Annotated in this window: 22 protein-coding genes and 1 tRNA gene; 10 read left to right on the top strand and 13 right to left on the bottom strand. The window is 60.2% G+C overall.

The genetic code is table 11. The features are described 5' to 3' along the window. Window positions 1–30 precede the first annotated feature (30 nt). A complete protein-coding gene (locus SIC17_RS09725; RefSeq protein ID WP_412545219.1) occupies window positions 31–1,647 on the top strand; it encodes a phytoene desaturase family protein in 1,617 nt (538 codons plus the stop codon). A 133-nt stretch (window positions 1,648–1,780) separates the two neighbouring features. On the opposite strand, the gene infC is transcribed toward SIC17_RS09725, so the two are convergent. The 3 genes from infC to SIC17_RS09710 all read right to left on the bottom strand — a co-directional run bounded on the left by infC (window position 1,781) and on the right by SIC17_RS09710 (window position 4,593). Next, window positions 1,781–2,320 carry a translation initiation factor IF-3 gene (gene infC, locus SIC17_RS09720; RefSeq protein ID WP_291920038.1) on the bottom strand — a complete coding sequence of 180 codons (540 nt, stop codon included), beginning with the start codon at window positions 2,318–2,320 and terminating at the stop codon, window positions 1,781–1,783. 153 nt (window positions 2,321–2,473) lie between these two features. Next, a complete protein-coding gene (locus SIC17_RS09715) occupies window positions 2,474–3,457 on the bottom strand; it encodes a glycosyltransferase family 9 protein (protein ID WP_291891350.1) in 984 nt (327 codons plus the stop codon). Next, a complete protein-coding gene (locus SIC17_RS09710; protein ID WP_412545218.1) occupies window positions 3,454–4,593 on the bottom strand; it encodes a glycosyltransferase family 4 protein in 1,140 nt (379 codons plus the stop codon). Before SIC17_RS09710 ends, SIC17_RS09715 begins: the two co-directional genes overlap by 4 nt. Before the next feature lie 130 nt (window positions 4,594–4,723). Between SIC17_RS09710 and SIC17_RS09705 the strand changes: the two genes are divergently transcribed. Further along, window positions 4,724–5,386 (top strand): tetratricopeptide repeat protein, encoded by a 663-nt coding sequence (locus SIC17_RS09705; protein WP_412545217.1) that lies wholly within the window; start codon window positions 4,724–4,726, stop codon window positions 5,384–5,386. On the opposite strand, the gene SIC17_RS09700 is transcribed toward SIC17_RS09705, so the two are convergent. The 4 genes from SIC17_RS09700 to SIC17_RS09685 all read right to left on the bottom strand — a co-directional run bounded on the left by SIC17_RS09700 (window position 5,387) and on the right by SIC17_RS09685 (window position 9,202). Then, window positions 5,387–6,358, bottom strand: a complete 972-nt coding sequence (locus tag SIC17_RS09700; protein WP_291891344.1) for a diguanylate cyclase — start codon at window positions 6,356–6,358, stop codon at window positions 5,387–5,389. 103 nt (window positions 6,359–6,461) lie between these two features. Beyond that, window positions 6,462–7,571 carry a tRNA epoxyqueuosine(34) reductase QueG gene (queG, locus tag SIC17_RS09695; RefSeq protein WP_412545216.1) on the bottom strand — a complete coding sequence of 370 codons (1,110 nt, stop codon included), beginning with the start codon at window positions 7,569–7,571 and terminating at the stop codon, window positions 6,462–6,464. 10 nt (window positions 7,572–7,581) lie between these two features. Then, on the bottom strand, window positions 7,582–8,259 hold the full coding sequence (locus SIC17_RS09690) for a glutathione S-transferase family protein (RefSeq protein ID WP_412545215.1): 678 nt from the start codon (window positions 8,257–8,259) through the stop codon (window positions 7,582–7,584). A 31-nt stretch (window positions 8,260–8,290) separates the two neighbouring features. Then, window positions 8,291–9,202 (bottom strand): cation diffusion facilitator family transporter, encoded by a 912-nt coding sequence (locus SIC17_RS09685; RefSeq protein ID WP_412546919.1) that lies wholly within the window; start codon window positions 9,200–9,202, stop codon window positions 8,291–8,293. A 230-nt stretch (window positions 9,203–9,432) separates the two neighbouring features. Here SIC17_RS09685 and SIC17_RS09680 point away from each other — a divergent pair, with 230 nt between their 5' ends. After that, a complete protein-coding gene (locus SIC17_RS09680) occupies window positions 9,433–10,233 on the top strand; it encodes an undecaprenyl-diphosphate phosphatase (RefSeq protein ID WP_291891336.1) in 801 nt (266 codons plus the stop codon). A 78-nt stretch (window positions 10,234–10,311) separates the two neighbouring features. Further along, the gene (locus tag SIC17_RS09675; RefSeq protein WP_412545214.1) at window positions 10,312–11,181 is read left to right on the top strand and encodes a CPBP family intramembrane glutamic endopeptidase; all 870 of its coding nucleotides are present in this window, start codon (window positions 10,312–10,314) and stop codon (window positions 11,179–11,181) included. 72 nt (window positions 11,182–11,253) lie between these two features. Here SIC17_RS09675 and SIC17_RS09670 read toward each other — a convergent pair whose 3' ends face one another. Together SIC17_RS09670 and SIC17_RS09665 are read right to left on the bottom strand one after the other, a co-directional pair. After that, window positions 11,254–12,219, bottom strand: a complete 966-nt coding sequence (locus SIC17_RS09670; protein WP_291891332.1) for a complex I NDUFA9 subunit family protein — start codon at window positions 12,217–12,219, stop codon at window positions 11,254–11,256. A 107-nt stretch (window positions 12,220–12,326) separates the two neighbouring features. Continuing rightward, a complete protein-coding gene (locus SIC17_RS09665) occupies window positions 12,327–12,794 on the bottom strand; it encodes a nuclear transport factor 2 family protein (RefSeq protein ID WP_412545213.1) in 468 nt (155 codons plus the stop codon). Between the two features lie 161 nt (window positions 12,795–12,955). Here SIC17_RS09665 and SIC17_RS09660 point away from each other — a divergent pair. Continuing rightward, a tRNA-Leu gene (locus SIC17_RS09660) sits at window positions 12,956–13,042 on the top strand. Between the two features lie 52 nt (window positions 13,043–13,094). Here SIC17_RS09660 and SIC17_RS09655 read toward each other — a convergent pair. The 4 genes from SIC17_RS09655 to SIC17_RS09640 all read right to left on the bottom strand — a co-directional run bounded on the left by SIC17_RS09655 (window position 13,095) and on the right by SIC17_RS09640 (window position 14,940). Continuing rightward, window positions 13,095–13,466, bottom strand: coding sequence for a tRNA-binding protein (locus SIC17_RS09655; protein ID WP_412546918.1), 372 nt, complete (start codon window positions 13,464–13,466; stop codon window positions 13,095–13,097). A 445-nt stretch (window positions 13,467–13,911) separates the two neighbouring features. Continuing rightward, the gene (locus SIC17_RS09650) at window positions 13,912–14,337 is read right to left on the bottom strand and encodes a hypothetical protein (protein WP_291891327.1); all 426 of its coding nucleotides are present in this window, start codon (window positions 14,335–14,337) and stop codon (window positions 13,912–13,914) included. A 226-nt stretch (window positions 14,338–14,563) separates the two neighbouring features. Further along, window positions 14,564–14,734, bottom strand: a complete 171-nt coding sequence (locus SIC17_RS09645) for a hypothetical protein (RefSeq protein ID WP_291891325.1) — start codon at window positions 14,732–14,734, stop codon at window positions 14,564–14,566. Further along, a complete protein-coding gene (locus tag SIC17_RS09640) occupies window positions 14,725–14,940 on the bottom strand; it encodes a hypothetical protein (protein ID WP_291891324.1) in 216 nt (71 codons plus the stop codon). The genes SIC17_RS09645 and SIC17_RS09640 overlap by 10 nt, the downstream gene beginning before the upstream one ends. 151 nt (window positions 14,941–15,091) lie before the next feature. On the opposite strand from SIC17_RS09640, the gene SIC17_RS09635 reads away from it, so the two are divergent. From SIC17_RS09635 to rpoN, 5 genes are all read left to right on the top strand, one after another. Beyond that, window positions 15,092–15,706 (top strand): ribonuclease D, encoded by a 615-nt coding sequence (locus SIC17_RS09635; RefSeq protein WP_291891322.1) that lies wholly within the window; start codon window positions 15,092–15,094, stop codon window positions 15,704–15,706. A gap of 84 nt (window positions 15,707–15,790) precedes the next feature. Beyond that, window positions 15,791–16,489 (top strand): LPS export ABC transporter periplasmic protein LptC, encoded by a 699-nt coding sequence (gene lptC / locus SIC17_RS09630; protein ID WP_291891320.1) that lies wholly within the window; start codon window positions 15,791–15,793, stop codon window positions 16,487–16,489. Then, on the top strand, window positions 16,489–17,010 hold the full coding sequence (locus SIC17_RS09625; RefSeq protein ID WP_291891318.1) for an LptA/OstA family protein: 522 nt from the start codon (window positions 16,489–16,491) through the stop codon (window positions 17,008–17,010). Before lptC ends, SIC17_RS09625 begins: the two co-directional genes overlap by 1 nt. Before the next feature lie 27 nt (window positions 17,011–17,037). Then, window positions 17,038–17,793: an LPS export ABC transporter ATP-binding protein gene (gene lptB, locus SIC17_RS09620; RefSeq protein ID WP_366940051.1), complete on the top strand. Its 756-nt coding sequence runs from the start codon at window positions 17,038–17,040 to the stop codon at window positions 17,791–17,793. Between the two features lie 37 nt (window positions 17,794–17,830). Further along, window positions 17,831–19,336 carry an RNA polymerase factor sigma-54 gene (gene rpoN, locus SIC17_RS09615; RefSeq protein WP_291891316.1) on the top strand — a complete coding sequence of 502 codons (1,506 nt, stop codon included), beginning with the start codon at window positions 17,831–17,833 and terminating at the stop codon, window positions 19,334–19,336. Window positions 19,337–19,434 lie beyond the last annotated feature (98 nt).

The following is a 19,434-nucleotide window of genomic DNA, read 5'->3' as shown; positions in this document are numbered from 1 at the left end:
AAACTGACGGGCTGTGGAAACAATCCCGTCATGACCCAGACTTCCTCGCCGCTTCCGGCCCCAGAACAAGACATTCTCATCATCGGCGGCGGACATAATGGCCTTGTTTGCGCGGCCTATCTCGCAGCCGCTGGTCTCAGCGTGACCGTGCTCGAGGCGCGGGATGTCGTGGGCGGGGCCGCCGTGACCGAGGAATTCCACCCGGGCTTCCGCAATTCCGCCGCCAGCTACACCGTCTCCCTGCTCAATCCGAAAGTGATCGCGGATCTGGAACTGGCGCGTCACGGCCTCAAGGTCGTCGAGCGCAAGATCGGAAACTTCCTGCCGCTTGAAGACGGCTATCTGCTGGCCGGCGATGAACTGACAAAATCCGAAACAGCCAAATTCTCGCAGCGCGACGCCGAACGGCTCGATGAATTCAACGACCGGCTGGAAGCGATCGCAGACGTGCTGCGTGACCTGGTACTGGAGACCCCGCCCAACTTGCCCGAAGGCGGATTGCTGAAGGCCCTGCCGGACATGTTCCGCGCCCTGGAAGTCGGCGGCAAACTCAACAGGCTCGACCTGACCGCCAAGCGCGACCTGATCGAACTCTTCTCGAAGTCAGCGGGCGACTGGCTGGATGGCTGGTTTGAAAGCGCGCCGATCAAGGCCCTGCTCGGCTTTGACGGCATTGTCGGCAATTACGCCAGCCCCTACTCCCCCGGCAGCGCCTATGTCCTGTTGCACCACGTCTTTGGCGAAGTGAACGGCAAGAAGGGCGCCTGGGGTCATGCCATTGGCGGAATGGGCGCGATCACCCAGGCCATGGCGCGGTGCTGTGAAGAGCGTGGCGTGAAGATCGTGACCGGGGCGAAGGTCGAGGAGGTCCTGGTGCGCAATGGATATGCGGCCGGTGCACGCACGGTGGACGGTCAGGTTTTCGCTGCCAAACACGTCGTCTCCAACCTCAACCCCTCCCTGCTGTTCAACCAGCTGATCGACGGTGAAACGCTTCCGGATGATTTCCGCGACCGCATGCGCCGATATCGCAATGGCTCGGGCACATTCCGCATGAACGTCGCCCTGTCGGAACTGCCCAGCTTTACCTGTCTGCCCGGCGAGGGTGATCATCTGACGGCCGGCATCATCATCGCACCCAGCCTCGAATACATGGAAGAAGCCTATTTCGATGCTCGCCGTACCGGCTGGTCGAAGGAACCGATCGTGGAGATGTTGATCCCCTCCACACTCGATGACAGCCTGGCACCAGCCGGACAACATGTCGCCAGCCTGTTCTGCCAGCACGTCGAACCGGAATTGCCTGATGGCCGCTCCTGGGATGATCATCGCGAAGAGGTTGCCGATCTGATGATCGAGACGGTTGATAAATGGGCCCCGGGCTTCAAGGCATCGGTCCTCGGCCGCCAGATCCACAGCCCGCTCGACCTGGAACGCAAGTTCGGCCTGATCGGTGGCGATATCTTCCACGGCGCGCTGAGCCTTGACCAGCTCTTCTCCGCCCGCCCGGTGCTGGGACATGGTGATCATCGCACACCGATCAAGGCACTCTATCAGTGTGGCTCCGGCACGCATCCCGGCGGCGGCGTAACCGGCGCTCCGGGGCACAATGCCGCCCGGGAGATCCTGCGGAACTTGGGACGGTAGGTGTTAGTGGTTCGCTGCGCTCACGCCCCCTCATCCTCGCTGCGCTCCACCTCTCCCCGTGGCGGAGAGGGATTTCACAAACAAAAAAGGCCGCCGAGGCAGCCCTTTTCGTGAATTACAGTGAAACCGGCGCCTAGCGCGGAGCCATGACCATGACCATGAGACGGCCTTCCATTTTCGGCTCGAACTCGACCTTGGCGGTTTCAGCGAAGTCTTCCTTGACCCGGTTCATGATTTCCATACCGCGGTTCTGGTGCGCCATTTCACGCCCCCGGAAACGCAGGGTCACCTTGACCTTGTCGCCGGCCTCGAAGAATCGCGTCATGGCCTTGGTCTTCACACCATAGTCATGCACATCGATGTTCGGACGCATCTTGATCTCCTTGATCTCGACGGTCTTCTGCTTCTTCTTGGCTTCAGCCTTCTTCTTCTGTTCCTGATACTTCAGCTTGCCGTAATCGACGATCTTGCAGACGGGCGGATCAGCGTTTGGTGAAACCTCGACCAGATCCAGACCAACCTCTTCGGCCGCTTCCAGTGCGGCATCGGTCGGCATGATTCCCTGCTTTTCTCCATTCTCGTCGATGAGGAGCACTCGCGGTACACGAATGTCTCGGTTGATGCGTGGCCCTTCTTTCTTGGGCGGTGTCGCAACGTGTGGTCTACGGGCTATGGCCTGATCTCCCTTGTGGCCGGCAAACTGTCGCCTAGTAATCCTCCCGCAAGCCTTTCGGATCAAGCCCCCAAGGGGCAAAAATCCTCAGTCAGCACGCGGGAAAGCGCGCACTATGGTGAATTGAACACATTAAGCAAGTGTGAGACGCGGTCAGGCAGCCTCGGGCGCATCGGCAAAGCCGCCGGCAAATTTCATGGCTTGAATGGCTTCCGCCGGCGAGACCTGCGCCAGGGTAGGCGCATGCATAAGGATCACCGGGGCAGTGCCACGCGGTGCGATATAGGCAGGATCCTCGACATTGCAATACAGCGCGAGTGTCGGCGCGCCTGCTGCGACCAGCACATGCATCAGCGGTACGTCCTCGGAGAAGACAAAACGGGTCCGACGCGCCAGACCGGCCAGCTGGGGCAGTTTGGCCTTGCCTGTAATGTCGCGCGCGCCCGGCGCAACCTGACTGACATAACGACCAACTTCGCGTGTGTCGGGGCCGCCGACCAGCGCGGGCGTGACGCCAAACTGAAGCAATTCATGCGCCAGAGACGCCCATTTTTCCTTGGGCCAGCGCAATTGCGCCTTGGCATCTTCGCCCGATGGGCAGAGAAGTGCATAAGGACCTGAAAGACCGAAGTATTCCGGCTCCAGCATGCGTGATTTCTTGGCCAGGTAATCGACCCAGGAGGCATCCGGCGGCGGCGCCTCGCCCAGCTGGTAACGTGCCGGCTGATAGCCCAACGCAGCATTCAGCTTGCCGGCAACCTCGTCGACCGGATGCTCGCCGGATTTGGGATCGGCAATAACTTCAACCCACTCGCATTTGGAGAACCGGATAAGCTTTTTCAGCTTGCGGCTGTCACTATTGCCTACGAGATCATAAATGCGCACCGGATGAGCCGCCTTGATCCGCTTGTCGCGGATCGAGACCAGCTGGCGCTGGTCCGGCAGGGCATCGATCTCGATAGCGTTGAAATACGGGCTGTGTTTGAGAAAGCTCTCGAAATCCGGCTTGGTGAGCAGGACGATACGGTCACGCTTGTGTACGGCACGCAGGGTCGGCGCGATCGCCAACATGCGGATTGTGCTCGCCAGGTCGCCCCAGTGAAGGACGTAGACAATATCACGCTGCGGTTCACTCATTTTGCGGAGTTTAAGACCTCTTCGTAGACACGCAATGTCGAAGCTTGCAATTGTTCCGTCGAAAACGACTGGCGAACGTGCATCCTAGCGCGATCACTCATGCCGGAATAGCTTGTTTCGTCCAGATTGAGTGCCTGTTCAATCGTCGCCGCCAGCTCGTCTACATCTCCTGGCTTCACGCGCCATCCGGTATCGGCCTGGATGATGACCTCCCGTGCACCACCATGATCGGCCGCGATCACCAGCTTGCCCATCGCACCAGCCTCTGCCGCCGTGCGCCCGAACGCCTCCGGCTCGATCGAGGGCGTCAGCACGAGGCGGCTCAGCATCAGCGCTGCCGGCATGTCGGAACAATGGCCCACCAGCTTGACCCCGTCGTTCAGCTCGTATTCCGCGATGATGGCTTCCAGCTCAGCGACATAGGCGTCCCGCCCCTGAGCATCGCCCGCCAGGACCAGAACCGGCAATGCCGCACCGGCACGATGCAATTGTCCGTAGGCCCGCAAGACTTCACGCTGGCCCTTCCATCCGGTGAGGCGCCCCGGCATCAGCACGACCGGGTCAGCGCCATCAATTCCCCAGGCCTCGGCAAGGGCCTGAACGCGGTCAGGGTCTATGGCATCTTCGTCGAAACGAGCCAGATCAACACCGCGCGGAATGACCCGGATTTTCGCTTCATCAATCCGGTGCTCGCTCAGAACATGATCGCGAATGAAGGTCGAATTGGCGATCACCAGCTCGCCCCGGGCCATGAAGGAGTTATACCAGCGCTTGAGACCGGACCGGGCGTTGTAGGTTCCGTGATAGGTCGTCACATAATGAGCACCGGTACGATTGCAGGCCGCCTTGGCGCTGAGCGCGGGCGCCCGCGAGCGCGCATGTACGATCGCGACATTCTCCGCGCGGATGATTTTTTCCAGCGCAGAGACGTTTTGCCACGCGACAAGCGGATTCTTGGTCGCCATGGGCAAGCGGAACAGCTCGCCGCCAACGGCTTTCAGTTCGCCTTCCAGGCGTCCGCCCTGGCTGGCCACCAGCGCACGGCCACCCGCCGCGACGATGGCCTCGGCGACTTCAAGGGTGGTCCGTTCGGCACCACCTGCATCAAGCTGAGGTATGACCTGGAGAATATTCATCCCGGCTTTCGAAGCGCAATTTGCGCCGTCAGACAAGTAGGCTGTGCGCGACGGCACCACAGATGCCAATCCGTTCTGGACGTGTAAGCCCTGCCCGCCTAGCCTTCATTCAAGTCCCCCGGAGTGTTTGATGCGTATCCTTTTCCCCCTTGCCCTCGCCCTGCTTTCGCCCCCAACAGCCCTCGCCCAGAGCTCAGCGCAACTGAACGAACACCAGCGCTATTCAGCGTGTATGGAACGGATCGCGACCGAGGCCGTGGAAGCCTATGAAGACGCCCTGGCATGGAAGTATGATGGCGGTGGCTGGCCGGCAGAACACTGTCAGGCCCGGGCCCTCATCGCGGTCGGCGACCCGCATACCGGCGCGAGCCTGCTCGAGAGCATCGCCTCGCTGGAGCGCCCGGGTCTGTTGATGCAGGAGCGCCTCGACATGTGGCTCGAAGCTGGCACCACCTGGCTGGAAATCGAGGATTTCGAGGCCGCCGAACGCAGTTTCGCGGTCGCCCTGGCCCTAGTCGAACTGTCACCGCACGCGATGCTGGGTCACGCAAAGGCCTATCTGGGCCTGGAACAATTTCCCGCTGCCGAGACCGCAGCATCCAATCTGATCGAGATCTACCCGGACAACGCCTCAGCCCGCGCGGTCCGCGCAGAAGCCCGATTGAATCTGGGCACGCTGGACCAGGCCATGGAAGACATATTGGTTGCCATCGAACAACAACCGGATGTGGTGGAACACTATGTTCTCAGAGGCCGCATCAGCGAGGCCGTCCGCCGTAGCGATGCGGATTGATCAGGAGGCTTCGGCGAGCTGCTCGTCCGGCTCTGCAGCACAGACGATAACCTGGTTGCGACCGCACTGCTTGGCGTAATAGAGCGCGTCATCGGCGGCCTGGAGCACGGTTTCCGGTGTGTCCTGACCCAGGGCCGGGCAGACATTGGACACTCCGAAGCTTGCCGTGACCGAGAGTTTCTCGCCACTGGGCAGTTCGATCAACCGTTGTTCGATCGAGGCCCGGACCTCCTCGGCAATTGTAGAAGCTTCGGAAATATCCGTTCCGTTGAGCAGGATGGCGAATTCCTCACCGCCCAGGCGCCCCAGCATGTCGCGCGGACGCAGGCATGACTGCATCGCTTTGACGACTTCACGCAACACCGCGTCGCCCGCCGCATGGCCGCAGGTATCGTTGATGTTCTTGAAGTGATCGAGATCGACCATGATGACGGAGGTCTCGGCAGCATGACGCTCGGACCGCCGCACTTCCATCTCGAGATACTGCAGGAAGGCACGACGATTGGCGGAACCGGTCAGGCTGTCAGTTTCGGCCAGATGGCGGAATTGTTTCTGCATGCGCACCAGGCGCGATGCGGCGCGCAGTCGAGCGCGCAGCTCGGTCATGTTGACCGGCTTGCGAATGAAATCGTCAGCGCCGGCATCCAGGCTTTCCTCGAGACGCCGTTCCTCACCAGAGGCGGTGACAATAATCGTGTATGTCGACTCGGTATCTGAATTGCCCTTGAGCGACCAGCAGGCTTCCATTCCGTTGACTTCGCCAACCTCGATACCGGTCAGGAAAATGTCCACTGGCATGAGTTTCATGACTTCCAGGGCGTCGGCAGCTGACTTTGCAGTCTGGACCTCGTAACCCGCATCCCTCACCGCCTCGGAGAGGATGCGCAGCTGGACTGCGCTGTTCTCGCAGATCATCACACTGATCGGTGTTGTCGGAGATCCGGCGCCAAACGCCTCGGTGGTATCACTCATAAGCCCAAATCACTTGCCCGTTCAGCGAGCCCCCGGCCTCGCCATCTAACCTGAACGTATTGAAAAGGGCTTTGGAAATGTCTAACGCGCCATCAACGAAGTATCAGGAATTAGCGAGATCCCATTCCAGCACTACGGATTTGGCCATCTCTTTTTTCTTTTTCGCAGCTTTTTGACGCTCAAACTCATCCGCATCCAGACGGGAAAGCGCCCACACAGCCGCACCACGCACCCACTCGTTAACATCTTCCAGCTGCTCAATGACCGGATCAACCAGGCTTTGATCGCCGGAATTTCCAATAGCAATCAGAACGTTGCGAACGAAACGATCTCGCCCGATGCGCTTGATGGGCGAGGCCGTAAAAACTTCGCGAAATTCCGTATCGTCAAGCACGACCAGTTCCGACAGGAGCGGCCCCTTGAGCTCCGCACGCGGATGAAAAGCCGCCTCCGCACTCACCGCCGCGAACTTGTTCCACGGGCACACGGCCAGACAATCATCACAGCCATAGATGCGATTGCCCATCGGCGCTCGAAACTCGTGCGGGATCGGTCCCTTGTGCTCGATCGTCAGATAGGAGATGCACCGTCGCGCGTCGAGCTGATAAGGCCCGGGAAAGGCATCGGTCGGACAGATATCGAGACAGGCGGTGCAGGAGCCGCAATGATCCGTTTCGGGTGCGTCCGGTTCCAGCTCGGCTGTCGTCAGCATCACGCCCAGGAAAAGCCAGGACCCGTGCTCGCGACTGACCAGATTGGTGTGTTTGCCCTGCCAGCCCAGTCCGGCCCTGGCGGCCAGCGGCTTCTCCATCAACGGCGCAGTGTCGACAAATACCTTCACCTCCTCACCTGTCTGCGCAACAAATTCGCGGGCGAACCGCTTGAGACGTTTCTTGATCAGGTCGTGATAGTCATTGTTCTGGGCATAGACCGAAATCACCGCCTCATCGCGACGCTCCAGCGCGGCCAGCGGATTGTGATCCGGCCCGTAATTCAGCCCAAACACCACTGCCGATTTCGCGTCCGGCCACATGTGGGTGGGGTGCTGGCGACGCTCCAGCGTCTCCTCCATCCAGGCCATCGTGCCGTGATAATCCTTGGCCACGAACTGCGACAGCCGCTCCGCCGCCGCCCACGCATCGTCGGCACGGCACACCCGCACGGCAGTGAAGCCGATATCAGAAGCCAGATTTTCGATAGCGCCCCGGTCCATTCAGACCCCGTCAGAAGTCCAGATCCGCATAGTGCGCAGACGGGGGGATGCCTGGCAATTTGTCTTCCAGGAGGCTGCGGAAGGCCGGGCGGCATTTGACGCGTTGATACCAGTGTTTGACCGGTTCGAACTGGTCCCAGGGTACCTCGCCCAGATAGTCGAGGCAGGACAGGTGCGCCGCCGCGGCGATATCGGCCAAGGTATAGCGCGGGCCGGCCAGGCCATCGCGGCTCTCCAGAAGCCAGGCCATGTGTTCCATATGCCCTTTGAGATGGTCGCGACCATCGCGCATGGATTGCGGGTCCGGTGCGCCGAGACCCTGGACCGGTTTTTCCAGCTTCTCGTGCAGGAGGTAGGCATTCACCTCGCCATCGAACTTGCGGTCAAACCACTCCACCAGACGGCGCGCCTCGGCCCGGTCCGCCGGGCCGCCTGGCAGGAGGCAGGGACTGGGCGTGGTCTCCTCGAGATATTCAACGATGGCGCGCGCCTCGATCACCACGCGCTCCTGGCCACCCGCATTGTCGGTCAGCACAGGCGTCATGCCGGCCGGGTTGAGCGTGAGCAGGTCTTCCGGTCGCTTCCACGGCTCCAGGATCGTGGCTTTGTAGCGCACGGATTTTTCGTCCAAAACCAGGCGGACCTGGCGAGAAAAGGGATCGAGAGGCCAGAAAAAGAGATGACGCATGGTGCGGGTCTAGCCTCGTTTGGCGGCAGAATTATGCGCCATTGTCAGTTGCCCCTGCATCACCCTGGAAAAACGCCCCGCCATGCGGTTCAGCAGCACCGTGCGGGTCAGCATGGATGAGAATATCCGCAGCCGGATACACAGCCAGAAGACGGTTCTCGCACTCCACCATCACTTCATGCGCGTCTTCCAACGACATCTCCGGCGGCAGGGCCAGGTGGAACTGGATATGGACCAGAGGGCCGGAGGCGCGGGTGCGCAAATCGTGAACATCGATGATGCGTGGATCCTGACCCACGGCGAGCTCCTGGATGCGCGCGCGTTCCTCGTCGGGCAATTCCCGGTCCATCAGCTGGTCGAGCGCGCGTTTGGCCACCTCCCAGGCGGTCCAGCCTAGCCAGGCCGCGACCACAAGCGCAGCAACACCATCCAGCCGGGCAAATCCGAGCATGGAACCACCAATCCCGGCGATCACGGCCAGATTAGCGGCGATGTCGGAGAGATAGTGCGCCCTGTCGCCCTCGATCGCGACCGAACCGGTTTCGTCGACCGCACGTGTTTGTACAAAAAGCAGCCCCAGCGTGAGAACGATGGAGAGCATCATCACGCCCAGAGCCCATCCGCTGGCGCGAATCTCGACTGGGCGCCAGGTATGCTCAATGCCTTCCCGCAGCAAGAGTGCGGCGGAAACAGCGACCAGCATGGCCTGGAGAATACTGGCAAAGGCCTCCGCCTTGCCGTGACCAAACCGGTGTTCCGCGTCCGCTGGTTCAGCGGCATAACGTACGGCGAAGAACACCGTCAGCGACGCAGTCAGGTCGAGAATGCTGTCAGCCATCGAGGCGAGCAGCGCGACAGATCCGGACATCCACCAGACCACCGCCTTGGAGAGAACCAGAACAGCGGCAACCGTCAGCGAGGCCCAGGTGGCCGCGCCGGTAATGCGTTTGGCGTCTTCGGGGCGAGCCGACCCGGTCCGGTCGCACTGGCATGATCGTGAGGCATGAAATCTCCTGATGACCGATTTAGGTCGGCTGGAGCGCGAGCGTCAATGCGGCTGAACGCGCTTGTCACATTCCAGGCTGCTCTTCGTCGCAAAAACGACATCGCGCCGGACTAGCGTTCACCGTCAAAACAGGAAAGGATTGTGCGCCTTATGCCTTCGAGTTGCCCATGTCCCTGATCCATTTCGTCATCCTTGCCCTCGTCCAGGGCATTACCGAATTCCTGCCCATCAGTTCCTCGGCTCACCTTATCCTGGTGCCGGACGTGCTGGGTGCGGCGGACCAGGGTGCGATGATTGATGTCATGGCGCATGCCGGATCTTTGATCGCTGTACTGGTCTATTTCTGGCGGGACATCGCCTCTGTCGTCCAAGGCAAGTTCGCACTGGTGTCCGGCAAGGTCACACCAGGTGGGCGGCTGGCGCTTCTGGTCGCAGCATCCCTGCCTCCGGTCCTGTTGCTGGCAGGCGGATTGTTCATCTTCGATCTGGTGGACGCCCTGCGCTCGCCCGCCGTGATTGCAGGCGCCACACTCATCTTTGCCCTGCCGTTGTGGGCGGCTGACCGTTATGGCGCACAAATGAAGACGACCGCGGATATGAGCTTCAAGGACGCCGCCCTAATCGGCATCGCCCAGATGTTCGCACTGATCCCGGGAGCATCCCGCTCCGGCGTCACCATGACGGCAGCCCGGGCACTGGGCCTTACCCGGAGCGAGAGCGCACGATTTTCCATGTTGATGTCCATCCCGGTCATCGCCGCCTTCACTGTCATCTCCATCATCCAGCTGGCCGGAGAGAGCGATCCAATGGCAGGCCTCCAGGCCGGGTTGATCGTGGCCGGGCTGGCCTTCATCTCGGCCCTGGCAGCGATCGCCGTGTTGATGAAGCTCGTTGACCGTGTCGGCTTCATGCCCTTTGTGCTCTACAGGTTTGCCCTTGGTGGCGCGTTGATCATCTTCCTTATTTAGGCGATACACTAAATAGTTCTTTGTCACTCTTGATCCGCATGTTAGGGATTTTCCTAAATAACATGCGGAGAGGGCAAATTGCGCGCGATAACAACATTCCTGGCCCTGTCATTCGGCCTCAGCTGGGCCGTCGCCGCCTGGATCCACCAGTCCGGAGGATTTGCGGGACTTGGCGCGGCGATGGGCACGGTCAGCCTGATGCTCTTCATGCTCGGCCCCTCGATTGCCGCAGTGGTGTGCACACTACTGTTTGACCGCGACCGCTGGGCAGACGCGCTTGGCTTCAGGGGCTTCGGGTTTGGCAAGGTCGCCAGCTGGACCGTGCTGAGCTGGATCACGGCGATCGCCCTTACCATTGCATCGGTTCTGGCAACCGTTCACGTCTTTGGGCAGCAACTCGGCGATCCGCTCACCTTCATGCAGACCCAGCTGGATGCTCAGGGCGTGGAAGCGCCCATGCCGATCGAAAACCTGTTGATGATCCAGATGACGGTCGGCCTTGGCGTGGGCCTGCTGTTCAACACCTTCTACCTTTTGATCAGCGAGGAACTGGGCTGGCGCGGCTGGCTGCAACCGCGACTGGCAGATCTGGGCTTCTGGCCCGCCTCCATCGTCATTGGTGTGATCTGGGGCCTGTGGCACCTGCCGATCATCCTGATGGGTCATAACTACGGCGACTTGGGCTGGACCGGCGTCGCGGCCATGGTCGGCTTCACCGTGATGCTGACACCTTATCACGCCCTCGCCCGGGAACGGGGCGGTGTGATCGCAGCTGCAGGCATGCATGGTGCGATCAATGCGGTGGCGGGATTTTCGCTGATGTATCTGGCCAGTCCCGCCTGGCCCTGGAACGGGCTGACCGGGGTCGGGGGCTTTGCCGCCATGGGGGGCGGTTGGGGCCTTATCTTTCTTTATCGGATGGGGCGCAGGAAACCCGCTACCGGCTAGTGCCGCTCAATCAGGCAAAAGAAAAGGCGACGGGAAACCGTCGCCTTTTGCTTGTCCGGATGCCTTGAAGGATCAAGCCTCGCTCTCGTGGAACTGGCCGTAACGACGATAGCGCGCCAGATAACCCGGAACGATCGCTTCCATTGTCTCGGCTTCAATGCCGAGATCCTCAAGCGTCTTGGCGCCTTCGGAAACCACATTGTCATTGCGCAGCTGCTTGAGCTGGTCCTGGGTCAGATAGGACGGGATGAAGGGCAGGATGGCTGCGATCTCCGCGAACATCGCAATGACCTGTCCGATCGAGAACGGCAGCGGCACCAGGAAACGTGGCCGCGCGGTGTGCTGCAGCGTGAATTCCATCAACTCCTTGAAGGAATAGGTCGCCGGACCGCCCAGCTCGTAGGTCTCGCCGCGAGCTGCATCGCTCTGATAAGCCGCGAGGACGGCCGATCCAACATCACCAGCGAAGACGGGCTGGAAAAGCGACTTGCCACCACCGAACAAGGGCAGTGCCGGCACGAAGCGGGCAATGGAGCCGAACATGTTGAAGAAGCCGTCATCGGTCCCGAAAATGATCGAGGGACGCAGGACGGTCGCACTCGGCACAGCGGCCAGCACGCTGGCTTCGCCGGCGGCCTTGGACTGGGCATATTTGGATTCGCTCTCGGCGCTGGCGCCAATCGCGGAGACCTGGATCAGTTTGTCGATACCGGCGGCGGCAGCGGCTTCAGCAATCGTCTTGGCGCCCATGGCGTGCAAGCTGGAAAAGGACTGGCGACCGCTCTCGGCCAGCACGCCGACCAGATTCACGACACCGGAAGCACCTTCAACGGCGCGTTCCACCGAGCTCGGCACCCGGATATTCGCCTGCACCAGTTGCACCTGGCCAACCACACCCATCACACGCAGGTCCTGCGCGAGGTGCGGGCGGCGCGTGGCAACACGCACGCGATAGCCGGCCTTGGCCAGCGCGCGGACAACATGACGACCGACAAAGCCGGAACCGCCAAACACAGTGATCATTTCGTCGCGAAGCATGAGGGTTTCCTCATCAAAGAAGAGTGTGGCCTCGGGTAGACCAAAAAACGCCCCCAATGTCCATGCGTTGATGTGCCTCGGCCCGGCCCGGACCTGCAATTGGAGCGCTACTCGGTGGCAGGCGGCTCGAAACCTGCCGGGAAAGTCAGGGAACTCGCCCGGATCAGCCAGCGCCCGTCCTCCCTCACCAGAAAGGTGACAGCGGCATAGTCGATCAGACGAAGCCCGTTCTGCGGATCGCGCACTTGCTCTCGGGCATGATAGCGCGCGAGGGCCTGGTCACCGAAAATTTCCAGCGACACCAGGTTCAGCTGATAGGCCTCGACCACTGCGCCGCGCTCGACATAGTCGAAGACCGCCTGCATGTGCGGTGCGCGCTGTCGGGGCTGCTCATTTCCAACAAACCAGAGATTCCAGTCCGGGTGAAAATTGTCGGCCCAGGCACGAGTGTCGCGAACGATGTTAAGAGGACCTTCGGACAGGATGGCAAGAATGGCCTGCTCATCATCTTGCTGGGCCGGGGCGGGCGCGATTCCTGCAAACAAGGTGAGCAGGAAAAGGACGGAGACTCTCATCGACATTCTCAATTTTGGCGCCACACCGGGCACCGCTATGGCATGGCCCGCGCGTTTGCACGAATGACGAGATGGTGAGCGCTGCACTTCCAGATGCGCGATGCACATAGAGGCGTTGACACGCGCCGCGTGCTTCTTTACCTACCGCGCTCCTGACACCTGCCCAGGTGGCGGAATTGGTAGACGCGCTAGCTTCAGGTGCTAGTGTCCGTATGGACGTGGAGGTTCGAGTCCTCTCCTGGGCACCATTCCCCGATTTTCAAACATACTACCAGCTGCCGCATCTGTCGGTGCCTGTGCCTATGCAAGCCGTGCTCCGTTTGGAGCGGCCAGATCCGGCGCGGCCAGAACAATTGCGCCCTCACTATCAGGGAACCCCAGGACCAGCACTTCGGAACGGACAGGACCGATCTGGCGCGGAGAAAAATTCACCACTGCCATCACCTTGCGCCCAACCAGCGCTTCCGGGGTGTAGTGATCGGTGATCTGCGCAGCGCTGCGCTTGATCCCGACACCTGAACCAAAATCGATGCGAAGCTTGAACGCTGGATTGCGCGCCTCCGGAAAAAGCTCGGCCTCCGTGATCGTGCCCAGCCGAATATCGACCTTCAGAAAATCTTCAAAACTGATGGTTTCGGCCGCGGGCATGTTGGCGTCATGTATCAGATGCACGGATTGTCTCTCTACGGCCTTTATCGCCAGATCGGCGAAACCTTGAACCGGACCAGACAAGCACAGCGGGGTGCCTTTGACGATAACAGGAGCCGGCCGCCAGAACGCATTCATCCCGCTTCGTTTTGGGGCCGAAGCGGGATGCATGCAGTGTTTTGCAGTCATTGGATGAGGCCCGGGATCGTTGAGAGCCCGGGACTGCAGACCTTCACACCTTTGGGCGGGGCGCGAAGACGCACCACTTATGCGTGTCGAAGCCAAGCCCGACCAGTAATATTCTAATACATAAACCCTGAACGTTTTGGCAATATTCGTAAACGTCGGGTCGAAGCCTGACCTCCCTAGACCCCGCATACAAAAAGGCCGCGCAGACCTTCTGGAAAGACACTACGCGGCCAGGGACCATGCCTGGTCTTGCCTGCTGGTTTCCCGCTACGGAAGAATTCTAACTTGCGGTGCCTGTTTCGGTGCCGGCGAGGCGCTCGATCCGAAAACTACCCGAAGTGCCTGCCCGCATGTGGGCGCGACAGAAGCCTTCTTCGGTGATCGTGAATGGGCATTCGAACCGGGTATGTTCGACGCGCATGGTCAGCCTCAGCGCGCCACGCTCCGGAACCTCATAGGAACAGGTTCCGCTGACAACATCACCGACAAGAACACGCGCATTGTCATGCAGACCGCGGCCTCGATCACGGGTGGAAACCCGATCGCCATCAGCCTGGTCAAACTGGCAGGAAACCGTCCAGCCGCGTTCGCCCATCGCTTCCAGCAGGAATGCGTCCGGACGCGAATAGTTCTGAGCGGCAGCAAGCGGCGCAAAAGCCGTTATTGCTGCGAGGGATGCGGCAAACATCATGTTTGTCTTTTTCATGCTTCACCCTCCTGAATGTGAACAGGTGCATCGTTGAATGTGACACTATTGTAACAAGCAAAGATCGCGAAAGTAAAGTCCGTATACTGCGCAATTAATAGACCGCATGAATGCATACCAAAGGACGGTATTATAAATAAAAAGCGCCTGTATTTTGGGCATACTCGAAATGTAGAAATATTGATTTTTTCAGCGAACGTCACAGAAACGTCGTCATAAACGGACGCTATTCGACCGGCTGCTCCATCAACCAGGCAAGCGCCGCTTCGCGATCAAAGTCGATGCACAGAGCGAAATCCTCCCGCTCGGCAACACCGCAGATCGCAGCGGCTTGTTCCCGGTGACGAGTCGGATGCATGGCGTAGGCAAGATGCGCATCGTCAGCGGTCAGCGCCATGAAGTCTCGATTATTCTCGACCAGAGTGTCCAGATCGAATTCGACCACGCTTTTGGCACATCGATGAGAATACGCCTGAACACCGGCTCGACCACACGCGCGCCCATCTTGATAGACGCCTCGACCACAACTTCATTGGCGGCACTTTCCCAGTGCTCGATGACCAGGAGACGCTTCTCCTGTATGTCCGTAATGTCGAACGCCATGCCTGCCCCGTACACCTCGCATGTCGGCCGCCCTCCGTTTTGACCGCAAGACTTGATGCCCTCGCCCTTCTCAAAAAGCAGCAAAGCGGCAAGCGGCATTGCCCATTTTTCCCCGGAAGGTTAGGACGGCTGTTCAGACAAGGATCGAGTAATGACCATCCACTACCACAAGGGCGACCTGCCCGACGGCCTCGAACTGGGGCCGCTTATTGCCATTGATACCGAGACCCAGGGCCTGTCGCTCGTGCGTGACCAGCTGTGTGTCGTACAGATTTCCGCCGGTGATGGTGATGCCCACATCGTCCAGATGGACCGCTCGTCCTATAACTGCCCGAACCTGAAACGCCTGCTAGCGGACCCTGAGGTCGAGAAGATCCTGCATTTCGCCCGTTTCGACGTGGCGATGATCGCCAAATATCTCGGCGTGACGATGACCCCGGTCTTCTGCACCAAGATCGCCTCCAAGCTTGTGCGCACCTATACGGATCGCCACGGCCTGAAGGACGTCACCCGCGAACTCGTCGGCGCTGACATGAACAAGCAGCAGCAAAGCTCTGACTGGGGTGCGGAAACTCTCTCCCCGGCACAGCTGGAATACGCGGCGTCGGATGTCCTCCACCTGCACAAGCTGCGCGACCGCCTGTCCGCCATGCTGACACGCGAGGATCGCATGGATCTCGCCCGCGCCTGTTTCGATTTCCTGCCGACCCGTGCAGCACTGGACCTGATGGGCTGGCCGGAAACCGATATCTTCGCACATTCCTAACGCCGCTCGCCTTGAAAAGGCCCGCAAAGGCTGGTCTTAGTGAACAGGTGAGTTACCAAGCGCCAAATTGAAAGTGATCAGGTGATGACTGCGAGTGCCGCGCAGGGCCTGGAAGCCCTGCAGCCGACACATCACGGAAACTGGGAACCCCGGCGCGCGCTGACCCTGAATGCGGCGCGGCGTCGAACCGCTTTTGTGAACCTGCTGCGGATCGTTTTTGCCAGTGCCGCGTCCGCCATCACACTGTTGGTCATTGCCCAGATGTTCTTTGGCAATCGAGGCAGCAGCGTTGAAACGACAGAAGCCGTAAGCACGGATGTTCGCATGCTCAACCCGCGCTTCACCGGTCGGGACGAGAACCTGACGCCTTATACGGTGACCGCAGACTCAGCCATCCGGCGCAGCGACAGCACCATCGGACTGACCGACCTGGAACAACCGCGCCTGGAATACGACCTTCTGACTGGCGGTGGCATCGGCTCTCAAGTGCTGGCCGAGACAGGCATCTACGATCCGTCCAACCGCATCATTGACCTTAACACCGCGGTCAATCTGAATACGGCTGAAGGCTACAGCTTTGCCACCGACCACGCCCGCGTATTCCTGCGGGAGGAACGTGTGGTCGGAGAACTGCCAGTAGATGGCGATGGACCGATGGGCCGGATCCGTGCGGACCGGTTTGAGATACATGATGGCGGGGATCGTGTGATTTTCGAAGGACGTGTGCGCGCTCGTATCGTACAAGATCGCACTCGCACCGAGACTGACGGAGACGGAAACTGATGCGTACCATGGTTTTGATGGCACTGATGGCCGCCGCTCTGGTGCTGCCAACGGCTCCGGCACTGGCGCAAATCGGCAATTCCAGCCTGCCGCTGGACATCGAGGCGGACCATGTCGAGGTGCTGGACGCAGAACATCGCATCGTCTGGCGCGGCAATGTCAACGCAGTTCAGGGCGACAGCGCTCTGCGCGCGGCCCGCATCGACGTCTATTACACCGGCACCGGTGCCGGTGGCTCTAATGGCTGGGGTGATATCGACCGTATCGTGGCGACAACCGACGTTTTCTACATCACGCCGGAACAGACTGCGCGCGGTGATCGCGGTGTCTACAGCCTGGCCGCGGAAACCATCACCCTGACGGGCGATGTCGTCATTCGCCAGGGCGACAACACAGTCACCACAACCTTTTTTGAAAACGACCTGGTCAGCGGCAATTCCCGCTTCGGCGAGCAGGGTGACGGCCAGCGCGTGCGCGCCGTACTCGTTCCCGCCGAAGACGAGGAAACGGACGGAAACTAGGGCCGGGATACTTCTTCAATGGATGTTATGACCCCCGAACGCGTCGTCGAGACGCCCACGAGCATTTCCGGTTTGACGGTAGAGAAGATCGGCAAGGCCTATGCCAAGCGCCCGGTCGTCAAGGGCGTGTCCCTGACCCTGCAGCGCGGCGAGGTGGCCGGCCTGCTCGGCCCGAACGGCGCTGGCAAGACCACCTGCTTCTACATGATTACCGGCCTGGTCGAAGCCGATTACGGCAAGATCCTGCTGGATGGCGAAGACATCACCCGTCTGCCCATGTACCAGCGCGCACGCCTGGGCATCGGCTATCTGCCACAAGAGAAATCCATCTTTCACGGCATGAGCGTCGAGCAGAACATCCTGGCCGTCGCCGAGATCGTCGAGAAGGACCGTGAAAAACGCATGGACCTGGTCGAGCAATTGCTCGAGGAGTTGCGCATCTCGCATCTGCGCCACGCGCGCGCGCCCTCCCTCTCGGGCGGTGAGCGCCGCCGTGTGGAGATCGCCCGCGCGCTAGCAACTCGCCCCTCCTTCATGCTGCTCGATGAGCCATTTGCAGGCATCGACCCGCTGGCCATCGCCGATATTCGTGACCTGATCCGCTTTCTGAAAGATCGTGGAATCGGCATTCTGATCACCGATCACAACGTCCGCGAAACGCTGGAAATCACTGACAGGGCTACCATTATCTATGATGGTGAAGTGCTGTTCGAAGGCTCCCCGGAAGCTATCCGCTCCGACCCCGATGTGAAGCGCGTTTATCTCGGAGAAAGCTTTTCCTGATTAACCTCTGCAGGAAACGTACCAAACAGAGGTTTTCATGGCTGGAATAATGCAGAAGCTGGATATGCGCCAGGGCCAGTCCCTGGTGATGACGCCACAGCTCCAGCAGGCCATTAAGCTGTTACAGCTATCAAATGTGGAGCTTGCCGAGTTCGTCGAGGGCGAGCTGGAACGCAATCCGCTGCTGGAACGCGACGAGAGTTCGGAAAGTGCCGAATCACCGCGCCAGGAAGGTGAGGGCGAGCCACAGGAGCTGGAATTGTCCGCTCCATCTGCGGATGCAAACGAATCGATCGATGCCGATTCGGATGTCCTGCACATCGATGATTCCAAGGCGGATCTGTCCGGTGTTTCCTCGAGCACGCCTGCTGACGCTGTCGGCCAGGGCGGCAGCTGGGGCAATGGCGGCGCTGGTCCCGCCAGCGAGGAATATGACGCGATCGCCAATTCATCGCGCGAGATCTCCCTTGCCGAACACCTGCATGACCAGCTCGCTACCGCCACGAATGACCCGATTGACCGCATGATCGGAGCCCACCTGATCGATCTGGCTGACGAGGACGGCTATTTGCGCTCCGACATGAGCGAGATCGCCACACGTCTCGGCCTGGAACGCGCGCGCATCGAAGCTGTGCTGGAAATGACCCAGAGCTTTGAGCCTGCCGGCGTCATGGCCCGCGATCTCGGCGAGTGCCTGGCCCTGCAACTGCGCGAAAAAGATCGCCTCGACCCGGCCATGGCGACCCTGCTGGACAATCTGGAACGCCTGGCACGGCATGAATACGACGCTCTGAAATCGCTCTGCGGTGTCGACAACGAGGACCTCGACGACATGATCGGTGAGATCCGCGAGCTGACGCCAAAGCCGGGCATGGCCTTCGGTCATGACTCAGCCCGGGCAGTGGAACCGGATGTCTTCATCCGCCAGGCGCCCGATGGTCTGTGGCAGGTGGAGCTAAACTCGGAAACTCTGCCGCGCGTGCTGGTCAACAATCGATATTACAACGAGGTCCAGACGGCGGCTCGCACCGAGAACGAAAAGAACTTCATCACTGAATGCAGCCAGAACGCCTCCTGGCTGGTGAAAAGCCTGGATCAGCGCGCGCGCACCATCCTGAAAGTCGCCAGCGAGATCGTCCGCCAGCAGGACATGTTCCTGGCTCACGGCGTGGCCTATCTGCGCCCGCTGAACCTGAAGACGGTGGCTGATGCGATCGGCATGCACGAGTCCACAGTCAGCCGGGTGACGTCCAACAAGTTTGTTTCCACACCCCGCGGAATGTTTGAGCTGAAGTATTTCTTCACCTCCGCCATCCCGTCCGCCGGGGGCGGAGAAGCCCATTCTGCTGAGGCAGTTCGTCACAGGATCAAGACGCTGATCGGCCAGGAAACCTTGGCTGACGTGCTATCCGACGACAAGCTTGTTGAACTTCTTCGTGACGAAGGGATTGAAATTGCACGCCGGACTGTGGCCAAATACAGGGAGGCGCTCAACATACCCTCTTCGGTCCAGCGCCGACGCATTCTCAAGCGCGCCGGTTAGGGTCTGCTGCAAATGAGCGCCTCGCGGGACGAAGCGCACCCACGCGTCCGTGCGATTCGTTACGAACTTCAAGATTGACTCTTGGGTCCGCCCGCGAC

Origin of the sequence: Maricaulis sp. MIT060901, assembly GCF_047123815.1 — a bacterium.
In the GTDB taxonomy this organism is placed as follows: domain Bacteria; phylum Pseudomonadota; class Alphaproteobacteria; order Caulobacterales; family Maricaulaceae; genus Maricaulis.
The sequence above is the reverse complement of the archived record's forward strand: the minus strand, read 5'-3'. Positions and strand labels throughout refer to the sequence as shown.